Source organism: Lentibacillus persicus (assembly GCF_900112705.1).
GTDB lineage: Bacteria > Bacillota > Bacilli > Bacillales > Amphibacillaceae > Lentibacillus > Lentibacillus persicus.
Genome location: NZ_FOMR01000005.1, coordinates 169776 through 192560 on the forward strand (window position 1 = coordinate 169776; position 22785 = coordinate 192560).

At 42.3% G+C, this 22785-nt stretch carries 21 protein-coding genes; 12 read left to right on the forward strand and 9 right to left on the reverse strand.

Going from position 1 to position 22785, the window contains the following annotated elements:
- Positions 1–216 precede the first annotated feature (216 nt).
- From BMZ22_RS08475 to BMZ22_RS08495, 5 genes are all read left to right on the forward strand, one after another.
- Entirely contained in the window at positions 217–399 is a 183-nt protein-coding gene (locus BMZ22_RS08475; protein ID WP_090084329.1) for a hypothetical protein, read from the forward strand.
- Positions 400–553: 154 nt separating this feature from the next.
- Positions 554–2473, forward strand: a complete 1920-nt coding sequence (gene treP / locus BMZ22_RS08480) for a PTS system trehalose-specific EIIBC component (RefSeq protein ID WP_090084578.1) — start codon at positions 554–556, stop codon at positions 2471–2473.
- Positions 2474–2499: 26 nt separating this feature from the next.
- Positions 2500–4158 carry an alpha,alpha-phosphotrehalase gene (treC, locus tag BMZ22_RS08485; protein ID WP_090084332.1) on the forward strand — a complete coding sequence of 553 codons (1659 nt, stop codon included), beginning with the start codon at positions 2500–2502 and terminating at the stop codon, positions 4156–4158.
- A 12-nt stretch (positions 4159–4170) separates the two neighbouring features.
- Complete coding sequence (treR, locus tag BMZ22_RS08490) at positions 4171–4884, forward strand: trehalose operon repressor (protein WP_090084334.1); 714 nt, start codon at positions 4171–4173, stop codon at positions 4882–4884.
- A gap of 55 nt (positions 4885–4939) precedes the next feature.
- Positions 4940–6622, forward strand: coding sequence for a glycoside hydrolase family 13 protein (locus tag BMZ22_RS08495; protein ID WP_090084337.1), 1683 nt, complete (start codon positions 4940–4942; stop codon positions 6620–6622).
- Between the two features lie 158 nt (positions 6623–6780).
- Here BMZ22_RS08495 and BMZ22_RS08500 read toward each other — a convergent pair whose 3' ends face one another.
- The 3 genes from BMZ22_RS08500 to BMZ22_RS08505 are packed head-to-tail and all read right to left on the reverse strand — an operon-like array spanning position 6781 to position 9628.
- A complete protein-coding gene (locus BMZ22_RS08500) occupies positions 6781–8028 on the reverse strand; it encodes an NAD(P)/FAD-dependent oxidoreductase (RefSeq protein WP_090084340.1) in 1248 nt (415 codons plus the stop codon).
- Complete coding sequence (locus tag BMZ22_RS17380; RefSeq protein ID WP_281242077.1) at positions 8025–8159, reverse strand: hypothetical protein; 135 nt, start codon at positions 8157–8159, stop codon at positions 8025–8027. The genes BMZ22_RS08500 and BMZ22_RS17380 overlap by 4 nt, the downstream gene beginning before the upstream one ends.
- A gap of 53 nt (positions 8160–8212) precedes the next feature.
- Positions 8213–9628 (reverse strand): sodium:solute symporter family protein, encoded by a 1416-nt coding sequence (locus tag BMZ22_RS08505; RefSeq protein ID WP_090084343.1) that lies wholly within the window; start codon positions 9626–9628, stop codon positions 8213–8215.
- Positions 9629–10007: 379 nt separating this feature from the next.
- Between BMZ22_RS08505 and BMZ22_RS08510 the strand changes: the two genes are divergently transcribed.
- The 6 genes from BMZ22_RS08510 (at position 10008) to BMZ22_RS08535 (ending at position 15648) form a co-directional block, all read left to right on the forward strand.
- Positions 10008–10742 (forward strand): GntR family transcriptional regulator, encoded by a 735-nt coding sequence (locus BMZ22_RS08510; RefSeq protein WP_177183395.1) that lies wholly within the window; start codon positions 10008–10010, stop codon positions 10740–10742.
- A 14-nt stretch (positions 10743–10756) separates the two neighbouring features.
- Entirely contained in the window at positions 10757–11266 is a 510-nt protein-coding gene (locus BMZ22_RS08515) for a TRAP transporter small permease (RefSeq protein ID WP_177183396.1), read from the forward strand.
- Positions 11263–12537: a TRAP transporter large permease gene (locus BMZ22_RS08520; protein WP_090084352.1), complete on the forward strand. Its 1275-nt coding sequence runs from the start codon at positions 11263–11265 to the stop codon at positions 12535–12537. The genes BMZ22_RS08515 and BMZ22_RS08520 overlap by 4 nt, the downstream gene beginning before the upstream one ends.
- A gap of 18 nt (positions 12538–12555) precedes the next feature.
- On the forward strand, positions 12556–13359 hold the full coding sequence (locus BMZ22_RS08525) for a creatininase family protein (RefSeq protein WP_090084354.1): 804 nt from the start codon (positions 12556–12558) through the stop codon (positions 13357–13359).
- A 33-nt stretch (positions 13360–13392) separates the two neighbouring features.
- A complete protein-coding gene (locus BMZ22_RS08530) occupies positions 13393–14397 on the forward strand; it encodes a TRAP transporter substrate-binding protein (protein WP_090084356.1) in 1005 nt (334 codons plus the stop codon).
- A 75-nt stretch (positions 14398–14472) separates the two neighbouring features.
- Positions 14473–15648: a M20 metallopeptidase family protein gene (locus BMZ22_RS08535; protein WP_090084358.1), complete on the forward strand. Its 1176-nt coding sequence runs from the start codon at positions 14473–14475 to the stop codon at positions 15646–15648.
- A 381-nt stretch (positions 15649–16029) separates the two neighbouring features.
- On the opposite strand, the gene BMZ22_RS08540 is transcribed toward BMZ22_RS08535, so the two are convergent.
- The 5 genes from BMZ22_RS08540 to BMZ22_RS08560 are packed head-to-tail and all read right to left on the reverse strand — an operon-like array spanning position 16030 to position 20598.
- Positions 16030–17211 carry a M20 family metallopeptidase gene (locus BMZ22_RS08540; protein ID WP_090084361.1) on the reverse strand — a complete coding sequence of 394 codons (1182 nt, stop codon included), beginning with the start codon at positions 17209–17211 and terminating at the stop codon, positions 16030–16032.
- Between the two features lie 29 nt (positions 17212–17240).
- Complete coding sequence (locus tag BMZ22_RS08545; RefSeq protein WP_090084363.1) at positions 17241–17885, reverse strand: ABC transporter permease; 645 nt, start codon at positions 17883–17885, stop codon at positions 17241–17243.
- Between the two features lie 17 nt (positions 17886–17902).
- On the reverse strand, positions 17903–18811 hold the full coding sequence (locus BMZ22_RS08550) for an ABC transporter substrate-binding protein (RefSeq protein ID WP_090084367.1): 909 nt from the start codon (positions 18809–18811) through the stop codon (positions 17903–17905).
- 23 nt (positions 18812–18834) lie between these two features.
- Complete coding sequence (locus tag BMZ22_RS08555; protein WP_090084370.1) at positions 18835–19476, reverse strand: ABC transporter permease; 642 nt, start codon at positions 19474–19476, stop codon at positions 18835–18837.
- Positions 19477–20598, reverse strand: coding sequence for a betaine/proline/choline family ABC transporter ATP-binding protein (locus tag BMZ22_RS08560; RefSeq protein WP_090084373.1), 1122 nt, complete (start codon positions 20596–20598; stop codon positions 19477–19479). It lies immediately after the preceding gene.
- Positions 20599–20846: 248 nt separating this feature from the next.
- Here BMZ22_RS08560 and BMZ22_RS08565 point away from each other — a divergent pair, with 248 nt between their 5' ends.
- Positions 20847–21392 carry a GbsR/MarR family transcriptional regulator gene (locus BMZ22_RS08565; protein ID WP_090084377.1) on the forward strand — a complete coding sequence of 182 codons (546 nt, stop codon included), beginning with the start codon at positions 20847–20849 and terminating at the stop codon, positions 21390–21392.
- A 78-nt stretch (positions 21393–21470) separates the two neighbouring features.
- Here BMZ22_RS08565 and BMZ22_RS08570 read toward each other — a convergent pair whose 3' ends face one another.
- Positions 21471–22661: a CdaR family transcriptional regulator gene (locus BMZ22_RS08570; protein WP_342710334.1), complete on the reverse strand. Its 1191-nt coding sequence runs from the start codon at positions 22659–22661 to the stop codon at positions 21471–21473.
- Positions 22662–22785: the final 124 nt, after the last annotated feature.

The window sequence follows — 22785 nt, forward strand, 5'->3', positions numbered from 1 at the left end:
AAAAGGGAAGTTGAGGAAGTAGGATAAATAATATAACAAAAATACCGTTGAATGTAAGCCGTTGCAAAACTTGTACATACAAGTTACAATGAAATCGTTACAACATGTATATACAAGTTGTGGTAAGATAGTTATACTTGCAATCGATGGTCAGTAATCCGCCCGACTACGGCGGTTAACTGACTCTAAATGCCCGATTCGGTTCGGGGCTGCAGGATGCAGGTCACAAAGGCGTTGCCACAGGACAAGGAAAACTGCGACAGCGATACTTCGCACGAAGAAAAAGTGCTTTTCTTTTTCGAGGACGTGGCGAACTTAGCCTTTGTTCTCCTGTTTTCAGCGGCGAAAACCATTCCGCTGAATGAAGTTTCACTTTTCCCCGCATGTAATGGTCAGTAATCCGCCAGACTACGGCGGTTAACTGACCCTAAATGCCCGATTCGGTTCAACTAACATTCAGCGGGGAAACCATTCCGCTGAATGAAGTTTCACTTTACAGCTAATTGAGGGAGGATTTTTTGTGGCTGATGATAGATTGATCGTTTATTCTCCGATGTCAGGTAAGGTTGTTCAACTGGAAGATGTGCCTGACCCGACATTTTCCCAAAAGATGATGGGGGACGGGCTGGCGCTTGATCCCACTGAAGGAAAAGTGACCGCGCCTGTCGATGGTCAAATTGTTCAAGTGTTTCCGACCAAGCATGCCGTTGGTCTTCAGACGGCTTCCGGTGTGGAAGTGCTCATCCATATAGGCTTGGAAACTGTAGCTTTGGATGGCGAGGGATTTGAAGCCCATGTCTCAAGCGGCGATCAGGTGAGTGTCGGTGATACGCTGATCACCTTTGATCTTGATTTCATTAAAGAAAAAGCAGCCAGTGCTGTTTCCCCGATCATTATAACGAATGGTGATGTGCTTGAAACTTTAGAAAAAACAGATGCCGTGGATACCACGGCTGGCGAGACGGCGCTGTTTGAAGCGGCCGTAAAAGGCGAAGAAAAATCTGAGGAAGGAACCAGTCCGACTGAAACTGACGATATGCGGACTGAAAAGGAATCTATCAGCAGCGTGGAATATGGTGAGGAAGCCAAAGAGATTGTCGCCGCGGTTGGCGGTCTTGATAATATTAAGGCTGCGACGCATTGTGTGACGCGGTTGAGGTTCGCGTTGAATGATGAGAATGAAGTCAATCAGGATGCATTGGAAAAGATCGATCTCGTTGCGGGAACGTTTGCCGCAAATGGGCAGTTCCAGGTCGTGATTGGCCAAGGTACGGTTGATAAAGTGTACAAGGCCATGGTCGACGAAACAGGCATCAGTGAAGCAACGAAAGAAGATGTGAAAGAAGCGGGAGGGGAAAAGCAAAATCTTCTGCAGCGCGGTGTGAAAGTTCTTGCTGACATTTTCATACCGATTTTGCCGGCCATCGTAACTGCTGGTTTACTTCTTGGTCTGAATAATATTTTAGTTAATCCGATTTTTACTGACGTTCCATTGATTGAATTATATCCACAATGGGCCGGCGTGGCCGATATGATCAATATTATAGCCAATACGGCGTTTACATTTCTGCCGGCATTGATCGGCTGGTCGGCTGCCAAACGATTCGGCGGGAATCCGCTGCTTGGTATTGTGCTTGGTTTGATTCTTGTTCACCCGGCATTGACGCCTGCCAGTGAATACGCTCAGGCACAAGCTGAAGGGAACGCACCGACATGGAATCTGTTCGGTTTCGATGTCAATATGATGGGCTACCAGGGTCAGGTGCTGCCGGTATTGGTTGCGGCATGGGTGATGGCTAAAATAGAAATCTGGCTTCGCAAACGGGTTATTGATTCATTGCAATTACTGATTGTCGCACCTGTCGCTTTATTGGTTACCGGTTTTCTTGCATTCATTGTGATTGGTCCCGTGACGTTTACGATTGGTGAGTGGATAACAGGTGGCATTGTCAGTGTATTCGAGGCATTTCCATTAATTGGCGGTATGTTGTATGGGGCATTATATGCACCGCTTGTTATAACGGGAATGCACCATACGTTTTTGGCAGTCGATTTGCAGTTGATTGGCAGTACGGGCACGACATTCCTGTGGCCGGTTGTGGCGCTGTCGAATATCGCCCAGGGTGCTGCCGCGCTCGCTATGATGCTTGTTGTCAGAGAAGAAAAAACAAAAGGGCTGGCAGGTACGTCGAGTCTATCCGCATTTCTCGGCGTAACCGAACCAGCGATGTTTGGTGTTAACTTACGGTTCAGATATCCGTTTTTGGCAGCATTGATTGGCACGGCTCTTGCCGGTGCTTTTATCACGATGCAAAATGTCCAGGCAACGTCGATCGGTGTCGGCGGTCTTCCGGCATTCTTGTCCATCGTTGGAGCGAACTGGGGCGCGTTCTTTATCGGCATGGCGATCGTTTTGGTCGTGCCGTTTATCATCACATACCTTGTTGCCAAACGAAAATTAAATAACCATTAATCATGGAACCGACTGGAGGAAATCATATGACTGAAACATGGTGGAAACGCGCAAGCGTCTACCAAATTTATCCGAAAAGCTTTCAGGACACGACGGGAAGTGGCACGGGAGACCTTCAAGGCATTATTAAACGGCTCGATTATTTGCAGCATCTCGGGGTCGATGTCTTGTGGCTCACCCCGATTTATCAGTCCCCGCAACGGGATAACGGTTATGATATCAGCGATTATTACGCGATCAACCCGTCGTACGGGACGATGGGGGATTTTGAACAGTTGTTGGAAGAAACCCATAAACGCGGCATGAAGCTGATCATGGATTTGGTGATTAACCATACGTCGACAGACCACGAATGGTTTAAACAAGCGTCATCGTCCAGCGAAAATGCATACCGTGATTTTTATATTTGGAAAGATCCGGTAGAAGGCGGGAAACCGAATAATTGGCAATCCAAATTTGGCGGTCCTGCCTGGGAATATGACGAGAAATCGGGCCAGTATTATCTCCATTTATTTGATGTCACGCAAGCAGACTTAAATTGGGAGAACGACGACCTACGGCAAAAACTTTACGATATGATCACGTTTTGGGCGGAGAAAGGAATCGATGGTTTCCGGCTTGATGTGATTAACCTTATTTCGAAGGACCAGCGTTTTCCGAACGATGCGACGGGAGACGGGCGGAAGTTTTATACAGACGGGCCGAAAATCCATACGTATCTCCATGAAATGAATCAGAAGGCTCTGGCACCTTATGATTTAATGACCGTCGGTGAAATGTCGTCAACAACGCTTGAGAGCTGTGTGTTGTATACGAAGCCCGAGCGGCAGGAGTTGAACATGACGTTTCAGTTTCATCATTTAAAAGTTGATTACCCAAATGGTGAAAAGTGGACCGAAGCCCCGTTTGACTTTATCCAGTTAAAAAAAATCCTTTCCGACTGGCAGGTGGGCATGCATGAAGGCGGGGGCTGGAACGCGTTGTTCTGGTGTAATCATGACCAGCCCCGGGCTGTATCGCGGTTTGGGGATGACGAAATATATCGGGTAGAATCGGCGAAAATGCTTGCAACGGTCATTCACATGATGCAAGGCACCCCGTATATTTATCAGGGTGAAGAAATCGGCATGACGAACCCAAACTTCACCTCACTGGACCAATACCGCGATGTCGAATCACTCAACGCGTACACGAATTTGGAGGAAAATGGTGTGCCGCATGAAACGATTATGGCGATTTTACGTCAGAAGTCGAGGGATAATTCCCGGACGCCGATGCAATGGTCTGATCAGGCGAATGCCGGGTTTACTGACGGCGTACCTTGGATTGAGCCGGCGGCTAACTATCCGCAGATAAATGTAGACGAAGCGGTCAATGATCCCGGCTCGATTTATTATCATTACAGGGCGTTAATCCGCCTGCGTAAGGAATATGATATCATCACGTATGGGGATTATGCGCTCTTGCTTGAAGAACATCCGAGGGTTTTTGCGTATACACGGAATTGGAACGGGGAGAAATTGATTGTCGTCAACAATTTTTATGCTGAAGAAACAGCGGTTAAACTTCCTGTTGACACCACGGGTGACGTGACTTTACTTTTGTCCAATTACCCGGATTCTGCCAAGTCCCCGGATCAACTGCATTTACGGCCGTATGAATCGGTTGTCTATCATGTGACATAATGGGGTTTAGCGATGAAAAAGAAATATCAGAAAATATATGACGATTTGGTGGAAAAAATAAAAGGTGGTGATTATCCGGCTTCGTCGATGCTGCCGTCAGAAAACAAGCTGGCTGATCACTACAATACCTCGCGTGAAACGATTCGGAAAGCGTTAAATCTTTTGTCGTATAACGGCTATATCCAAAAGATACGGGGAAAAGGCTCAGTCGTCATTGATCTCAATAAATTTTCTTTCCCGGTTTCCGGCATTGTCAGTTTTCAGGAGTTGAACGAGGACCTGCATCTTTCCAGCAGGACGATTGTGGAAAAACTCGCTTACCTCGATGATGCGGAAGAAATCTCCACCATACTTCGGAGTGGTACTGAAAACGTCTGGCAGGTTAACAGGGTTCGTGAAATTTCCGGTGAGCGTATCATTTTGGATAAAGATTATTTTACTGAGCGTTTCGTCCCAAAATTATCAAAAGCCATTTGTGAACGCTCGATTTATCAGTATATTGAAGAAGAACTTGGCCTTCCGATTGCTTTTGGGCAAAAAGAAATGGTTGTGGAAGCACCGACGCCTGAAGACAGGACATTATTGGATATGGAAGGCTTTTCAAGCATTGTGGTGATCCGGAGTCATGTGTATTTGGACGATACCAGTCTGTTTCAATACTCCGAATCGCGTCACAGGCCTGATAAATTCCGCTTTGTCGATTTTGCACGGCGGGTAACAAACTGATAAACAACGCCTTATCTGTTTTCGTGAGGCGGTGTTTGGATTTGGAGGGTGTTCAATGCACCATAATTGGTGGAAAGAAAGTGTCGTTTACCAAATATACCCGAGAAGTTTTAATGACAGTAATGGGGATGGTATCGGCGATTTGCAGGGTATTACGGAAAAAGTGGACTACCTTAAGGATCTTGGGGTGGATGTGGTTTGGCTGTCTCCGGTCTATCAGTCGCCCAATGATGATAACGGCTATGACATTTCCGATTATCAGGCGATTATGGCTGAATTCGGCACAATGGCCGATTGGGAAGAGCTGCTTGCGGCTTTGCATCAGCGGGGCATGAAACTCATCATGGATCTGGTCGTGAACCACTCGTCTGATGAACACGTGTGGTTTCAGGAGGCGAAAAAGTCAAAAGACAATCCGTATCGTGACTATTACATATGGCGTCCGGGAAAAAATGGCCGCGAGCCGAACAATTGGAAATCCAACTTTGGCGGCTCAGCCTGGGAATATGATCCCAATACGGACGAGTATTATTTACACCTGTTCAGTAAAAAACAGCCCGATCTGAACTGGGAAAACCCGAAACTCCGTCAAGAAGTGTACGACATGATGAAATGGTGGCTGGACAAAGGCATTGACGGGTTCCGCATGGATGTTATTAACTTTATTTCCAAAGTCCCCGGTCTCCCGGACGGTGTGGTAAAATCAGGCGAGACATATGCTTCCGGAAGCCGGTATTATCGGAACGGACCGCGGATTCATGAATTTTTACACGAAATGAACAATGAAGCATTGGCTGGCTATGACGTCATGACGGTCGGTGAAATGCCCGGGGTCGATGTTGAAGAGGCAAAAAAATATACCGATCCATCGCGAAACGAACTGGATATGGTGTTTCAGTTTGAGCATATGGGACTTGACGCTGGACCCAATGGCAAATGGGACGTTAAGCCATTAAAGCTGACCGATTTAAAAGCGAACATTTCGAAGTGGCAGGAAGGCTTGAACGGCATCGGGTGGAATAGTCTTTATTTGAACAATCACGACCAGCCCCGGATGGTCTCCCGGTTTGGGGATGACGGTGAACACCGTATTGAATCAGCCAAAATGCTCGCAACGTTCTTGCATATGCTGCAAGGAACGCCTTATATTTACCAAGGCGAAGAAATCGGGATGACGAACGTCCGGTTTGATTCGATCGAGGATTATCGCGATATTGAAATATTGAATATGTATCAGGAAAAAGTGGTCGAAAACGGTGAAGATCCTAATAAAGTGATGGAATCAATCTATGCGAAGGGCCGGGATAACGCCAGAACACCATTCCAATGGGATGATTCAAAGAACGCCGGGTTTACAACCGGTGAACCGTGGATGAAAGTGAACCCGAATTACCGGACGATTAATGCAAAACAGGCAAGGGATGACGCCAATTCCATTTATCATTATTACCGTAAGCTGATCCGGCTCAGAAAACGGCATCCGGTGATTGTATACGGAGATTATCAATTAATTCTGCCGGAAGATGAGCAGGTTTACGCTTATCTTCGTTCGTATCATGATGAAAAATTGCTCGTCATAACGAACTTCAGCGGTGACCATGTTCCGTTTGAACTTCCGGCAGATGCAGCATTTACAGCCGAAGAAAGCTTGATCGGTAACTACGGTGATTTCCCTGCCGACAGTTATACGCGTGTTACATTGAAGCCGTATGAAGCAAGAGTGTATAAAGGAAAATAAAATGAAAAGATATCCAGCAGGAAGGGGGACAAAGTGTCAGACACTCTGTCCCCCTTTCTGTATAAGTCTAGGCGTCTGTCACCCCCCGGATTACAAGGGCTGGAGAGCGGTCAACATAAGAGGGGTTAACGTCTGCTCTTTGATAGAGAACTTATAGGCTATGAAAATCGTTCTGGTAAAAATGCTGATATATCGTATTCTGTTTCACCATTACAAACTAAATCGGATATGATTTCGCCTGTGACAGGTGCCATCGATAACCCGACCATACCATGGCCGGTAGCAATAAATACATTATTAAAATCCGGTATGCTTCCGATGACTGGTAAACCGTCTGGGGTCATTGGGCGCATGCCGGTCCATTCTACTTCTGTCTCCCCGTAAAGCTTCTCACTCAGGTATTTGGAAACCGATTCTCTGAGACTCTTTACTCTTTTTTTATCCAGATTCGTATTTATACCTGACAGTTCCATGGTGCCGCCAATTCTGACCTGATCTTTAAAAGGGCTGATACCTGCTTTGGAGTCACCCAGGTATATTGGGCGATTAAATGTTAAATTAGGATTGGATATGGTGATACTATAGCCCTTTCCGGCTTGCAACGGTAGGGAATAATTAAGTTGTTTTGCTAGAGAACCCGACCACACACCAGAGGTAACAACACATATATCGGCTTCTATCAATCCTTCATTCGTTTGGACTGCTTTAAATGTACTTCCTTCATATTCTACATTCGTTACCTCAGTATTGGAATGTAATTCTGCTCCTGATGACTTCAGCCAATCGTAGAATGCTGCTGTCACAGTGTCAGGGCGAACATGACGCTGTTCATTAAGGAAAATGCCGCCAGTTATATCACGCGTGATATTAGGTTCAAGCTTTTTAACCTCTTCTTTTGTTAGCATTGTCGGTTTATTATGGCCATAGTTAGTCCAATTAGATTCGAATTTATCAAAGCTTTGTTGTAGCTGTTGGTCATCAAAGAAAGTAAACAAAAATCCATTACGATGTATTTCCATATCTAATCCTTCACGTTCCAGCGAGTCATATAAAGATAGCGTGGATTTACTTAGAGTAAGAAGGGCGTCTTTTCCATAATTAAAGTCACGTTTGTTACAGTACTTCATAAATTGAGCTAACCAGCCGGACAGTTGTGGGCCGGCAGTAGGCTTAATATATAACGGGCTATCTTTCTTCATTAGCCATTTTAGTGAATCTCCCACGAGACCAGGAGCTGGGACTGGTTCATGGAGTGTCGGGCAAATCCAACCCTGGTTCCCCCATGAGCTTGCATTCCCGAACTGATCTTTCTCAAGGAGAGTCACTTCAAGTCCTTTTTTACGTAAATAAAATGCACAGGAAAGTCCGATAACGCCTCCGCCAATTACAATAGCTTTCTGTGTCATATATTTACGCCTTCCCGGTTATCTTTTTCATTTCCCTTTCTGGCATGGTTAATCCAGCCAATAATGGTAGCTCCAGCCGCTGCGTATACAATGCCGGCTGAAATATAAAAGATAATATCCCATATTGTCATTTACATTCTCTCCCATTCTTTATTTTGTGTTTGTCACGGACTCTTTTGCTTTATTATTCTTTTAAGTTTTCATAAATTTTCTCAGATGCAAATATACCGGTCGGTGTTTTTGATTTTGTCAGCACATGAACTGCCCAGAATACAATAAGGTTTGCAAAAATACCGGCAACAATTGCTGGCAATCCCCAAGGCTCCCCGAGGAGATGATTCCAGACTAATGTGGTGATTAATCCGATCACTATTGCTGGGGGCCCTGCATATGTCGAAACCTTTCTATCCAGGGCTTTTCCCCAGACAACAGCTATTACAATAGGCGGTATGATGGAGGGGGCCCATAGGGAATAGGTGTACATTAATAAATCCAATACTTTAGGTAAGCTTAATGCGGCAGCTATTCCACCTGTACCAACTACTATGGTAGAAATCTTGGACCAGAAGAGGAGTTTTTTGTCATCTGCATTTTTATTAATAAAACGTTGATAAATATCACGTGTAAAAATCACTGCGGAGGTGTTCAAGAGTGAGTCACCACTGGACATAATAGCGCCCATCATTGCGGCGAAAACGAGTCCTACAATCCCTACCGGTAAGAAGTTCAGTATGACTTCATTTAGAACTGTGTCCGGGTCGATACTTGGTAATAGAATGACGCCTGCTAAGCCAATCATTGTTACAACAACAGTATAAAAACCATAGTAAACACCAAATAATGTTACACCCCACTTGGTGTCTTTCGGCGTTTTGGTAGTCAAATAGCGTTGGACATACATGGGAGCGATTGCCTCGCCTAATAAAAATGTAAGGAAAAACGCAATAAAAGCACCAATTGACCACCCGCCGGTAAAGTCAAAATAACTAGGGTCGAGATTAGCCTGCAGACCGCTAATACCTCCTACTTCATTAAAGCTGAGTATCGCTGCAGTGGTTATCCCAATTGCCAGAATAATAAACTGTAATGCATCGGTATAAATAACTGCGAACATACCACCTGCCCATGTATACAGAACAACAATGGCAGAAGCGATAATCGTAAGCGGAACAAGGTCAAACCCGGTCATAGTATGCAAAATTAAACCCATAGCCAGTATTTGAACTCCATAGACCCCAATACTATAGATGAAAGTGAAAATACCAGATATCCCTAATCCTAATCGACCATAATAATACCCCATGATATCGCCAATAGTATAAACATTTCCCATCGCTCGCATTTTGGGCGCAATAAATAAACCTGTCAGAATCTGATTTGCTACAAAACCCACTGCAGCAGCGATAATTACAATTCCTATATCATACGCATAAGAAACCCTTCCGATGGTTGCTCCACCACCTGTAGCAGTTGCGGCCATCGTCGCAAAAAGCAGTACGATAGGAATTTTTCTTCCTGCGACAGCGTAATCTTCGAAGCCATTTACTTTGCGGTAAGAATAATATCCAATCACTAGTATGATTAGGAAAAAGACTACCATTATTGCTATATCATAGCCTGTTACATTCCTCTAAATCCCCCTTATTACTTGATAAAATTAGTAGCTTTGCAAATTAATATGTTATCTATTTGGCAATTATGAATTATTTTATGAGATAGGTTTTATTTAGGGATGTGGGGTTGGGACTGGCAATCGAATATTCAATTGATAATTCAGTCGGTGAAGTCTATTACCCGCTTGAAAAATCACCGCAAATCTTAAGAGTAACTTTTCTCAGTTATTGCCCGGCACCAGCTAACATTTTTAAAATAATACGACATAACCAAAATTAAAAAAGTATTGACAATTATGTAAATGAGCATTAATATATTACATAATCAAACTTTGTTATAACAAAGTGTGTTGAAGGAGGGTGTTCTTGGCTGGGAAAACGCTTTCTGGAGTTATATTTGAAGACTTATACAATAAAATAAAATCTAATTATTATTCAGTTGGAGATGTATTACCAACAGAAGAGGAACTTCAGGAGATGTATGGCGTAAGCAGGGCTCCAATTAGAACTGCCATGTCGCAGCTCAAAAATGAAGGCTTTATTCACAGGAAGCCAGGCATCGGGACCATAGTTGCGGAGAATACTATTTTTTCCGATTGGACGCCGATGGGCGGGTTTAGTTCACATTTCCGCTCCCACGAAGGTGAGCTTGTATGTAACACAGTTGATGTTTCTAAATCCATTGTAAATGAAGAAATAACGGGAACCTTAAAGCTTCCTGAGGGTGAACCAATCATTCAAGTGATTAGGGTAAGAAAAGAAAATAATTCGCCGATATTTCTTTTGAAACATTATTATCCAGATTCGGTTGACATGGAAAAAATAAAAGAAGCGGGCGATATTCTATACATGAGACAGTTTGCAACACATGTGTTGGGTATCAATTTTGAATACGTTTCCGAAGAATTAACAGCTGTAAAGGCAGATTATCAGCAAAGTGTTCTGTTGGAGACCAACCCTGGTGATGCGCTTCTTAGAATAAAAAGAACCTCTTTTGACAAAGATTACAACCCAGTTGAGTATGTTGAATACTTTGTAAAAAGTAACCATTGGCCTTATCAAGTTATTTTTTCAAAAGGTGGTGGGCCATTTGAAAACTGAATGGAGGTGTGAAGGTGGAAAAACGAAAGGATTTTGCTAAAATACTCCGTTATATTGTTGTTGTGTTACTGCTTGCGATTGTATTTATTACACTCCTTCAGGTGTTCTTTCGGTTTGTATTGGATAGTCCGTTGGTTTGGACGGACGAGCTCTCCAGGTTTTTACTGATATGGATGGTGTTTTTGGGAGCGGGGATTGTCTCGTTTGATGATAAACATTTGGCGGTCAATGTTCTGCAGGAAAACATGCCACCACGTATAAAGCTAATTAGCGATTTAATCGTTAGGTCCGTCATCGTTATCTTTTTGGGCATTCTTATTTATACATCAATCGATATCGTGGCAGCAGCGCATTATAATCGCTCGGGAGCACTCGAAATTCCATTCTCTTATTGGCGTGTTTCCATTACGGTTGGATCGATTTTAATGATTGGTTACACCGTACTGAGAAGTGTGTTGGATATAAGGGATTTCCGCTCCGGAACGTATGGTGACGACTCAAGTAAGGAGGGGACGGAGACATGATATTTTTAGTCGTAGTATTAATGGTGGTCTTAATTGTAGCCGGTATGCCCGTTGCCTTCGCGCTGGGGTTAAGTTCACTTGTGTATTTGATGATTGAAGGCATTGATTTGGCCATGGTTGCCCAAAGTATGGTTAGGGGAGTGGACTCGTTCACATTATTAGCTGTTCCGTTTTTCCTTCTTGTAGGTGAGCTAATGAACTCTGGCGGGATCACCAATCGAATCATCGATGTCGCCCGCGTTTTTGTAGGGCACCTTAAAGGAGGGCTGGCTCAGGTTAATATTTTGGCCAGTGTGCTCTTCTCAGGTATTTCCGGATCTGCGACAGCCGATACGGTTGCATTGGGTTCTGTATTGATTCCATCGATGGAACGTGAAGGGTATGATAAACGGTTTGCCGCTGCTATAACAGCTGCCTCTTCCATCGTAGGACCGATTATTCCGCCTAGTATTACACTCATTATTTTCGGAATTGTTACGCAGCAGCCCATTGGTCCGCTGCTGATTGCCGGGTTGATACCTGGGTTGTTACTGGCTGTTTCGCTTATGGTTTACACCTATTTTACGGCCAGCAAACGAAATTACCCAAGATATGAGCGAGCAAGCATCAAACAAGCTGGAAGTGCATTCAGATCAGGGATTGTAGCTTTATTATTGCCTGTCATTATCGTCGTTGGAATTGTCTCTGGTGCATTTACGCCAACTGAAGCCGCAGCTGTTGCTGTGTTATATGGTGTTGTTATTACATTTTTCTACTATAAAAATGTTAATGTTCGGTCGTTTACGCGCATCCTTAAGAATGCGAGCTTTGATTCAGCAAATGTTTTGTTCACACTTGCTGCAGCCACAGTGTTCGCATGGGTCGTAACAGTTTCAGGGATATCCGATACATTGGCAGATTTCATCCTTGGTTTCTCGGAAAACTCTTATGTAATTCTTACGTTGATGGTTATTTTTATGCTTCTTATTGGATTATTTATGCTGCCGTCTGAAGCAATTATCGTATTTGCTCCAATTTTGACACCAATTGCGATTCAAGTAGGCGTAGATCCTGTTCACTTTGGTGTTGTAATGGTGCTGACACTGACAATTGGAGGTGCTTCTCCGCCAGTCGGCATACTTTTATATATCGTCGCGGATATTGCCAAACTAAAATATACCAAATTGGTTAGGGAAATGGCTCCCATGTACATTCCCTTAGTGGCTACAGCGTTTATAACAGCCTTTTTCCCATCGCTGTCTCTAATATTAATCGAAACATTTATGGAATAAACAACTAGGAGTGATAGCATGAGCAACAATAAACACGCATTGCACTTAATGACTTGGAAAGAAGTTGATCAAGCTTTTAAAAACGATCCCGTTGTTATTGTACCTTTAGGATCTATGGAAGAACATGGCCCACACTCGATTACCGGGGATTATCTTGCGGCTGTGGAGTTAGCAAAAAGAGTCGCTGAGCAGTCAGGCAGTTATTACATTCCGCCTGTTCCTTTTGGCAATTCCGAATACTTTAGAGGTTATCCCGGTACGATTTCGCTGTCGCAAGAAACCGTTCTCCGTATTTTGGAGGAAATTTTCCGCAGCTTAACCGAGCACGGTGTTACGAAAATTCTAGTATTCAATGGCCATGCTGGTAATAGTTCGGCAGTCGATCAGGTTGCCCGGAAGGTAAAAAGAGAAAGCAATATTATGATAGCTGCCGTTAACTTATGGCAATGGCTCAGTAAAGATAATAAAGAGACAATCTACCAGGAAGAAGACCCATCAGGGCATGGCGGCGAGCCGCTGTCTTCCATCATGAGTTACTTATATCCCGAGGAAATGCGGATGGATTTACTGGAAGAATGGGAAATGAAAGATCATTGGGAATCGTTCTCTGTTGAAAGCTTTAATAAAGTAAGCACAGAGACGACCTCAGCGAATCTCTTTTTCGACATGGAGGAGATAGCGCCCGAAGGTATTGTAGGCAATCCTGCCAACGCGTCATACGAGCGTGGTGAAAAGATTATAGATACGTTGACAACGTATGGTGTGGAGTTGGCTCAAAAAATTAAAGCTTCTAATATGGTGCAGAAAAAGAACAACACGTAAATCACGTCATTTTAAAATTTTAGGAGGTAAACGATGAAAAAATTAGTATTGGGTATTGTTTTAAGCTTAGTTTTCTTAGCTGCTTGCGGGGGTGAAGAGTCATCGTCGGATGATGGAGGTTCCAATGAAACATTTAGCATTTCTTACAGCACATGGGCTAATGAAGGTGAACCGGCTTATTTAGGTATGGAGCGTTTTAAAGAGATTGTTGAAGAGGAAACAGATGGTAATGTGGAAATTGAATTGCATCCGGGCAATCAGCTTGGTTCAACTGTTGAACAAATGGAGCAGGTGAAGCTTGGGACAATCGAAATGATGTCGAGTGGTGACCCTGGGATGGACGAGATTGAATATTTGGCGTTGCCGTATTTAATGGATTCGAACGCGCATTGGACAGCAGTCCTTCAATCTGAAATCGGACAGGAATGGAACGATCAATTGATTAATGAACAAGGTGTGCGTACTATCGGCACACTGCCGCGTGGGCCGCGTGTGGTTTCCTCCAACGTTAAAATAACCAAGCCTGAAGATATGGAAGGGATGAAAATTAGAGCGCCGGCAGTTGATTATTATGTCCAAACATTTGAAGCACTGGGAGCCAATCCAACGCCAATGGATTTCGGTGAAGTCTATAGTGGCTTACAAAACGGGGTAGTAGAAGGACAGGAAAACCCGCTGGAAACAATTTATTCGGCTGGTTTCCATGAAGTTCAGGATTATGTTATTAATACAAACCATATGTACAAACCAGCATTCGTAACGATAAATGACGAGTTTTTCCAAAGCCTGCCAAGTGACTATCAGGACATTTTGCTGAGCGCTGCTGAAGAAGGACAAGCGCATGCACAGGAAAAACTGGAAGAAAATGCAGAAGAAATGAAGTCTGAAATGGAAGAAGAAGGCGTAACTTTCGTAGACCCGGATATCGAAGCCTTTAAGGAAGCAACACAATCTGTAAGGGACGAATTAGGTACCGAAATCTGGGGCGAAGAAACGTATAATGAAGTTGTAGAGATGGGTCAACAAGATCTGGAATAGTTTATTACCACGGTCGACTAGCTAAAATAGGTTAGTCGACCTCCAAATTTGTATGAAAGCAAGGAGGATATAGGATTGCGGATACATGAGATGACAGAAGAGATACAGACAGAAATGGTGAAAATCAGGCGACACCTCCATAAAAACCCGGAACTGAGCATGCAAGAATACAATACAACTAATCTAGTAATGGATGTCCTGAAAGATACGGCTATCGATTTGCAAAAGTTGAAGGGGGACACCGGGGTCGTAGGTGTACTAAGAGGGGAAGGAGAAGGTCCTACCCTTGGCCTAAGAGGTGATATGGACGCCCTGCCAATTAAAGAAGCAACAGGGTTGGCGTTTTCCTCCGACAAAGAGGGCATCATGCACGCTTGTGGCCATGATTTGCACACTTCCGTACTGCTTGGTACAGCGCTGGTGTTGAATAAAAAGCGGGAACAATTGAATGGAAATATTAAATTTATTTTTCAGCCCGGTGAAGAGGTAATGCAGGGGGCAAATTATGTGATTGATCAGGGTGTCTTGGATGCTGAACCAAAAGTGGACAAGATTATTTGCTTGCATACGTGGCCTCAAGTGGACGCTGGAAAAATTGGCGTGCGAAAAGGGCCGATTATGGCGGCAACAGATACTTTTGATATCCGGGTCGATGGCTCAGGAGGCCACGCCGCTCACCCTCATAAGAGTACGGACCCGATTCCCGTTGCAGGCCAGATTGTCAGCGGTTTGCAATCGATTATCTCGCGTCGTATCTCCCCTCTAGATTCGGCAGTTGTCACGTTAGGGCAGATACATGGTGGTGAAGCCAATAATATTATGGCCAGTGAAGTGAGACTCTCTGGAACCGTGAGATCATTGGACCCCGAGGTAAGAGATCAAATTAAAAACAATATAGCAGAGGTTAGTGAAAACATAGCCAAAGCCCATGATACCCAAGCAGAAGTAACGTTTCACCCTGGAAGTCCGCCTGTTATTAATGATGAAAGCCTGGTGGATATTATGGATACAGCGGTGAGAAAAGAACTCGGCGATGATAACCTGGTTTATCTTCCTGAACCATCCTTGGGAGGCGAGGATTTTTCATTTTATCTCGAACATGTTGATGGTATGTTATTCAGAATCGGTACGAAGAATGATCAAGAACAATCAACACGTTCCTTGCATAACCCTGGGATTATTTTCGATGAAAAGGCCATACCAGCTGGCATAACCGCGATGAGCTCGTTTGCTGTGGAATTCTTAAAATAAAATAGCCGCTTTAATTATGATAGAAACATTCTTGCCTGAATAAGGGGTGAGAATGTTTCTTTTTTGAGGGGGGGCGATATGCACAAGAAAACGGGAACATGGGCGCAAGTGCCGTTACATGGGCTTGAGAGAGGTCGCCATAGGAGGGTGCGGAGGGGGATGGGGCAATGTTAAAAACATGCGCCACAGTAAAGGATTAGTTGGTTACCTGTCATTGCCTGAATATTTTAGAATCTGAGTATGTTGTAAAGTAAATCACCATATTATCCCATGCCTTTCTCAAAATTATTTGAGCATCTATAAAAAGATGCCCCTTCTTAAAAAAGGGGCATCTAATTAAAGTATGAAACCATCTGCTAGCACATACTTTTACCATTAAGTTTAGTTATGCTTCTTCCAGTAATCAATAACAGATGAAGATAATACTTTGGCTCCGTTCAATAATGCCATTTCATCTATATCGAATTTGGGGTGATGGTAGGGATAGACCAAACCTTTTTCTTCATTGGCAGAACCCGTGAAAAAATAGGTTCCTGGCGTTTTCTGTAAGAAGTAAGAAAAATCCTCTGCTCCCATGTTTGGTTCCATCTCGATAATATTTTCTTCTGGTAGAACATCTTTTGCTGCATTCACCATTAGCTGATTGGTCGACTTATCATTCTTGGTCGCCGGGTAGCCGAATTGATAATCAAGATGGTAATCCGCGCCATATGACTTACATGTATTTTCCGTTATTTGATTGACCAAGTCATGAATTTGTGTTCGCACGTCTTCATCAAACGTTCTTACAGTCGCTTCAAGTCTGGCGCTATTTGGAATGACATTTCCTTTTTCTCCTGCGTGAAATGATCCCACTGTAAGGACCGCCGGTTTAAGCGGATCGACTTTACGGCTAATAATTTGCTGTAAATTACTAATCAGTTGACTTCCGATGGCGATCACATCTGCAGAATCTTGCGGGAAAGCCGCATGGCCGCCAGCGCCCTTGATTTCGATCACGAAATCATCTGAAGACCCTAATACATATTGGTCATTATGCCAGATATGGCCTACTGGGATATAATTCTCCATATGGGTAGCAAAAATAACGTCCACCCCTTCAAGCGCTCCAGCTTCCACCATGGAAGCTGCGCCGCCGGGATCTTGTTCTTCCGCATGTTGATGGATAAATATAATATTGCCTTCAAGCTCCTCTTTGATGCTAGAAAATGCTTTTGACATGCCTAAAGCAATGGCGGTATGTGCGTCGTGCCCACACGCGTGCATCACACCCTCATATTTGGACTTATATGGCACATCGTTTTCCTCAATAATAGGCAATGCATCAAAATCCGCCCGTATTGCTACATTCTTACCCGGCTTGCCGCCTCTTAATGTGGCGACAACACCATTGCCGCCAACGTTTGTTTTAACGTCAAGTCCTAAATCGCGTTGGAAATCTGCGATGAACTTGGCAGTATTTACTTCCTGAAATGATAACTCCGGATACATATGAAGCCATCTTCTTATGTCTATCATTTCATCATATAGATTTTCGAGTTCATCAAATATTTGACGTTTCATTTAATCATTCACCTGTTCTTTCTATATCATTACGGCGCCATTCTTGCTTTCGTTTTAGCTTCAAATCTACCAAGTACAGCGTCCGCGATAATTGCTATTAAAGTTGCTGGTATTGCCCCTGCATAGATTTTTATTTCGGATTGAAGACTGATGCCTGAAATAATTTCATCGCCCAGACCACCTGCTCCGATATATGGACCGATACATGCGACTGCAACGGCTATAACAGAACCAACGCGCAGGCCAGCCATTAAAAATGGTAAAGACAATGGCACTTCAATTTTTCTCAGAAGCTGTCCGGGGGTCATACCGATACCTTTTCCAGCTTCTGTTACACTCTTATCCACCTCTTTAATCCCAACGTATGTATTTCTTACGATTGGAAGCAGTGAATAAAAGAAAAGCCCGATGACCATTGTTTGAAAACCTAGTCCGAAATAAAGCATTAGGATGGCCAGCATTGCAAGACTTGGAATGAGCTGCAGAATATTGGTCGACGACAGTATAAAAGGTGCAATTTTTTCAAATTTTGCCGCCAATATCCCTAGGGGCACCCCCACAAGAAGTGCCAGCGCTATACCGTAGATAACCATCAAAATGTGCGTCCAAGTCATCGACAAAAGCTCACTTTGGTTTTCAACTACATAAGTGCCTAATTCGGTAAGAAAATTCATTTAATCACCTTTTTCAATTATTCCAGCATTCCTTTTTCCTTCAAAAATTCCTCTGCTACTTCTGCGGTGCTGCGCTCATTGATATCCACTTCACGGATGAGTGCCGTCATTTCTTTCGTACTGATTGAATCAACAATTGAATCAAGGACGTCACTGACTTCTGGATAATTTTCCAGCAATTCATTTCTTGCTACGATTGAAGCATCATAAGGCGCGAAGAAGTTTTGATCATCTTCCAAGATGACCAGATTATTTTCCAAGATATGCGGATCAACTGTGTATGCCGTAATGGCGTCAAGGTCGCCGCCTGCTATCCCCTCATACATTAATGAAATTTCCATACCCCGTACGTTTTTAAATTCATAACCGTATTCATCAACAAAATCTCTGTAGCCATCATTCTCCCGTTCTTTCCAAGCTGAATCCGCTCCGACTTCCATATCACTGGCATACTCACTTAAGTCGGATATGGTTTGCAAATCATGCGTTGTTGCAAACTCTTCTGGTACCGTGATGCTATACTGGTTGTTGAATCCGATCGAGTCATACCAATTTAAATTAAACTTTTCGTCAAACAGTGTTTGTGCTTGATCGATTGTTTTTTGTGGATCTGTTGAAAACTCAATTTTATCCTCGTCAAAATGATTGTTATACACTTCTCCTGAGAATAGGGTAGCAAAGTCAAACTCGCCTTGATCTAACGCATTGATAATCTGCGGGCTAGCCTGAATGTCTTCAGTAATTTCCACTTCATGATCTGTCTGATCTTCCACTAATTGTTTAACGACTTGTCCCATGATTTTAGGGTCTGAATACGTTTGTGCTCCATATTGAAACACTTCACCGCCATCTGCTGAACTATCATCACCACAGCCGGTCAAAATAAATCCAATTAAAAATAAACTGCCAAATAATATCTTTTTCATCATCATACTTCCTTTCATAATCGTTATCGTTTTAATAATTTTTGTTCGACACTTGCAAAAAAGAAATCCAGTAATAACGCCATTAATATAGCTAAGATCGTTCCGGTGAATATCATGTGCTGGTCATTAAAGCCAATGCCGGATAAGACAAGACCGCCCAATCCGCCGGCGCCAACGACAGCTGCTAAAGTGGTCCAGCTGATAACGTAAACCGTTGTTGTACGGATGCCAGACATAATATAGGGTAAGGCAACTGGTATTTCAATTTTGAAAATACGTTGCATTGGACTGTAACCCATCCCCTTTGCGGATTCGATAATATCTGGTTCGATCGCTTGAACACCAGCATACGTATTTCTTAATAAAGGCAATAAGGCGTATAAAAATAGTGCTATAACAGCAGGTTTAAATCCTATGCCTAAAAATGGAATCATTATTGCAAATAAAGCAATGGTTGGAATCGTTTGAAAAACATTGGCGATGTTAAAAATAGAGTTTTTAATAAAATTATTTTTCATTTTCGTCATATAAATAGCTAGTGGTACTGTCAGAAGTATGGCAAATAGTATAGCTATGAAGGAAATCGCAATATGCTGATAAGTATATTCCCAAATGACGTTATTCTTTTCTTGCCAAAATTCGATGTAGTCAGAAACGAGTTCCATTTATATTTCACCACCTCTGTCTGCGAAAAAACCTTCGAATGATTTTAACAACGCTTGGTTATCAACCACACCGAGGTATTCCTGGGTATCTGATAATAAAGGTAAGAATGCAGCGCCTGATCCTGAGATGATTCGTGTTGCTTCTGCTGCGTCAGAATTAATATTAACTGCGTTTGAGGTAGTATTTGTAATTTCATGAACATATCCGTCTTTGTGCGACAGTGCATCATAAAGGTTGATAATGCCTTTATACTTATTATCTTCTTCTACAACCGGCAGATAAGAGATTTGCTTTTCAACCATTATCTTGATGGCATCTTCCACCGGCTTGCTCTTCGTAATGGATGGAAATGCCTTCTTAATACTTGATAGCTGAGGCATTGATTGGTTGTTCTTTAACCGTTTGGTTCCAATGAAATCTTTGACAAAATCATTAACCGGGTTTGTCACTAATTCATTCGGTGTCCCTTTTTGGACAATGTTTCCGTCTTCCATCAATATGATTTGATCAGCTATTTTGATAGCTTCATCCATATCATGCGTTACGAAAACAATGGTTTTGTTAATTTCTTGTTGAAGATGAACAAGTTCGTCTTGCAATTGTTCCCTACTAATCGGGTCTAAAGCACTGAATGGTTCATCCATCAGAATCGTGTCCGGCTCAGCAGCCAGAGCCCGAATGACGCCGATTCTCTGCTGCTGACCACCACTTAATTCAGATGGATAACGGGTTCTGTAAATTTCCGGGTCCAAATTAACCATATTCAATAACGCGTCGACTTTTTGTTTAATGGTTTTTTTATCCCATTTTAATAGTTTTGGTACAGCTGCCACGTTGTCATAGATGGTCATATGTGGAAATAAACCAATGTTTTGGATGACATAGCCCATCTGCCGACGTAATTCGATTGGATCAATCTCTTTGATGTTTTTTCCATTCATCAAAATTTCGCCGCTAGTGTGATCAGTCAGCCGATTCAACAATTTCATTGTGGTAGTTTTTCCGCAACCGCTTGGACCAATCAACACATTAATCTTCTCTTCCTGAAATTCAAGATTAATGTCTTTCAGCGCTTCAAAACCATCATCGTAAGTTTTGTTAACGTTTTGTAATTGGATCATTGAAGTTCTCCTTCTATCTTTAATATATTGACTGAACGCATAATCAATATTATACACAGAGAACATATTCAAATGAAAACTAGCATAAACCTCATATTATATAAATAACATGCAATATTAGGTTTATGATGTGTGTAGTTTTGGGCTATCTTAAAATTCCTTGTTTTATCTGAAGATTACTGGTCAATATGCTACTATTATTCTTATAGGGTTTATGTTATTTTTTGTTAAATAAGGGAGTGATAGTGGTGACAGAATCACAAAAACTAGATAAGGTCCATAACAAAATTGTTCAACAAATATCTGAAAATATGAAATCATATGGTTATCAAGGCACGATTGGTCAAGTTATTGCAGCTATCTATTATCATAATGATTCAATGAGTTTAGATGAACTTGCAGAACATACTGGAATGAGCAAAACGCGCATGAGTCAAGTTCTAAGAGAAATGGCTCATTTAAATATTGCCGAAAAAGTTTATGTGAAAGGAACGCGGAAGGATTATTATACAGTCGAAGCTGATTACTATAGGATGTTTATTTCATTATTCACTTCAAATTGGCGGGAAGTTGTCATGCGAAACAAAAAAATAGATGAAGAGATAATGGCAGAATTAAATGACATCATTACAGATGAGAATGCAAACGAAGAAGAAATACAGAAAGCAAAAGCCTATTTGGAGGATACAAAAGAATCTGTTGCGTTTTTCGATTGGGTGGATAAGCTCGTTACATTCTTCGATACTAAAGAAGTTTTTGAACACATCCCTAAGCCAACTCAGCAAAGTGATTAATAGTAGGTTTTGTTAAGAGATAACCTCTCATAGACTTTACCCAAGCAATGAACATGCAATGCGTAAAAGCTTCTTTCTTTAATTAAGAGAGAAGCTTTTGTCATATTTTTTTAATACCAGATACAGTATTATGCATTGCTCAAAGTCCTTTATATTTACGGAAGTAATTCTCTCAATTTTTTTCAAGCGGTAGTTAAGGGTGTTGCGATGGATGTATAGCTCTTTAGCTGACTGGCTGATATTCATTTGATTATCGCAGTATACTAGAAAATTACGCATGAGTTCGGGAAAGTCGTCATCGTCGAAAAGTGAGTGTATCCGGAACATGATTTTTTCCCTGAAATGGTTATTGATCTGGTAAGGGAGCATTTCTTTTAACACATCCCAATTGTGAAGTGAATAAACCTGGGGTGATATATTGTGTTGCCTGCCAAATTTAATTAAGCTTTCCGCTTCGTGATATGATTCGTTCATTTGATTGATGGTATCGCGCATGTTCCCGGCTGCGATAAAGATGTGATTAACTTGATAGGTTTTAAACATGTCGGTTAAATGCTGGCTTTGCGTTTCAAATTGTTCTAGGGCAGCCATGTAATCATCTTCTGACTGAACAGGTTTCAGCAGAACGAGTTTTTCGGTATTTAAAAAGGTGCATATGACATTTTGATTGCTATTGAATGCTTTTTGTGTGCAACCCGCTAATCGTTTTTTCAATTGTTCGATGGGCGTTTTATTTTGCACCGTGTTGATAAGTGAATCCCCAATATCCACTACAATACAAAACCGTTTAGTGGCAGATGATATATTTAGCATTTTGCAATACTGCTCGACTCTTAAGTGATCGGTTTTGTTGTTTAACAGAATATACTGGGCAAACGTTTCTAATGTTTTATTGTTTAATTCTTCCAGTTGCTCATCAACCATTTCCTGCCATCTCATTTCAATATATTTGCTGATGAGCTGTGCGTAAGGTTCAACTTGTTCCGGGGGACCGATAATTCCAAGGACACCAACCGTTGAGGAATCGAAGTTTATTGGGACAGCAACACCGGGAAGGACATTGGGCAAGTTTTTAACTTTTTCTTCGTTGAAAATCAAATACGAATCTTTTTCCAATACTTCTTTTGATGGTGCATGCAGTTTGCCTATTCGTTCCGGAATCGAGGATCCGATAATATAACCTTCTTCATCACTCAAACTGATATGAAACGGCAATATTTTTGAAACCGCTTTCACAACGTTTTGTGCAACGTGAATAAACTCGTTGATACCGTTCCACCCCCTTTATCACAATCATCATCCCCAGTTAGAATTGTATCATGATTCAAATTATTATGATATATCTTTATGATCTTGTTCATGTTAACTGTAGAAATTTATAGGCGAAGTACGT

Excerpts from the sequence above, each read along its gene's own strand:
- BMZ22_RS08475 (WP_090084329.1), top strand. The coding sequence starts at position 217 with ATGCAGGTCACAAAGGCGTTGCCACAGGACAAGGAAAACTGCGACAGC.
- treP (WP_090084578.1), top strand. The coding sequence starts at position 554 with ATGTCAGGTAAGGTTGTTCAACTGGAAGATGTGCCTGACCCGACATTT.
- treC (WP_090084332.1), top strand. The coding sequence starts at position 2,500 with ATGACTGAAACATGGTGGAAACGCGCAAGCGTCTACCAAATTTATCCG.
- treR (WP_090084334.1), top strand. The coding sequence starts at position 4,171 with ATGAAAAAGAAATATCAGAAAATATATGACGATTTGGTGGAAAAAATA.
- BMZ22_RS08495 (WP_090084337.1), top strand. The coding sequence starts at position 4,940 with ATGCACCATAATTGGTGGAAAGAAAGTGTCGTTTACCAAATATACCCG.
- BMZ22_RS08500 (WP_090084340.1), bottom strand. The coding sequence starts at position 8,028 with ATGACACAGAAAGCTATTGTAATTGGCGGAGGCGTTATCGGACTTTCC.
- BMZ22_RS17380 (WP_281242077.1), bottom strand. The coding sequence starts at position 8,159 with ATGACAATATGGGATATTATCTTTTATATTTCAGCCGGCATTGTATAC.
- BMZ22_RS08505 (WP_090084343.1), bottom strand. The coding sequence starts at position 9,628 with ATGGTAGTCTTTTTCCTAATCATACTAGTGATTGGATATTATTCTTAC.
- BMZ22_RS08520 (WP_090084352.1), top strand. The coding sequence starts at position 11,263 with ATGATATTTTTAGTCGTAGTATTAATGGTGGTCTTAATTGTAGCCGGT.
- BMZ22_RS08525 (WP_090084354.1), top strand. The coding sequence starts at position 12,556 with ATGAGCAACAATAAACACGCATTGCACTTAATGACTTGGAAAGAAGTT.
- BMZ22_RS08530 (WP_090084356.1), top strand. The coding sequence starts at position 13,393 with ATGAAAAAATTAGTATTGGGTATTGTTTTAAGCTTAGTTTTCTTAGCT.
- BMZ22_RS08540 (WP_090084361.1), bottom strand. The coding sequence starts at position 17,211 with ATGAAACGTCAAATATTTGATGAACTCGAAAATCTATATGATGAAATG.
- BMZ22_RS08545 (WP_090084363.1), bottom strand. The coding sequence starts at position 17,885 with ATGAATTTTCTTACCGAATTAGGCACTTATGTAGTTGAAAACCAAAGT.
- BMZ22_RS08550 (WP_090084367.1), bottom strand. The coding sequence starts at position 18,811 with ATGAAAAAGATATTATTTGGCAGTTTATTTTTAATTGGATTTATTTTG.
- BMZ22_RS08555 (WP_090084370.1), bottom strand. The coding sequence starts at position 19,476 with ATGGAACTCGTTTCTGACTACATCGAATTTTGGCAAGAAAAGAATAAC.
- BMZ22_RS08560 (WP_090084373.1), bottom strand. The coding sequence starts at position 20,598 with ATGATCCAATTACAAAACGTTAACAAAACTTACGATGATGGTTTTGAA.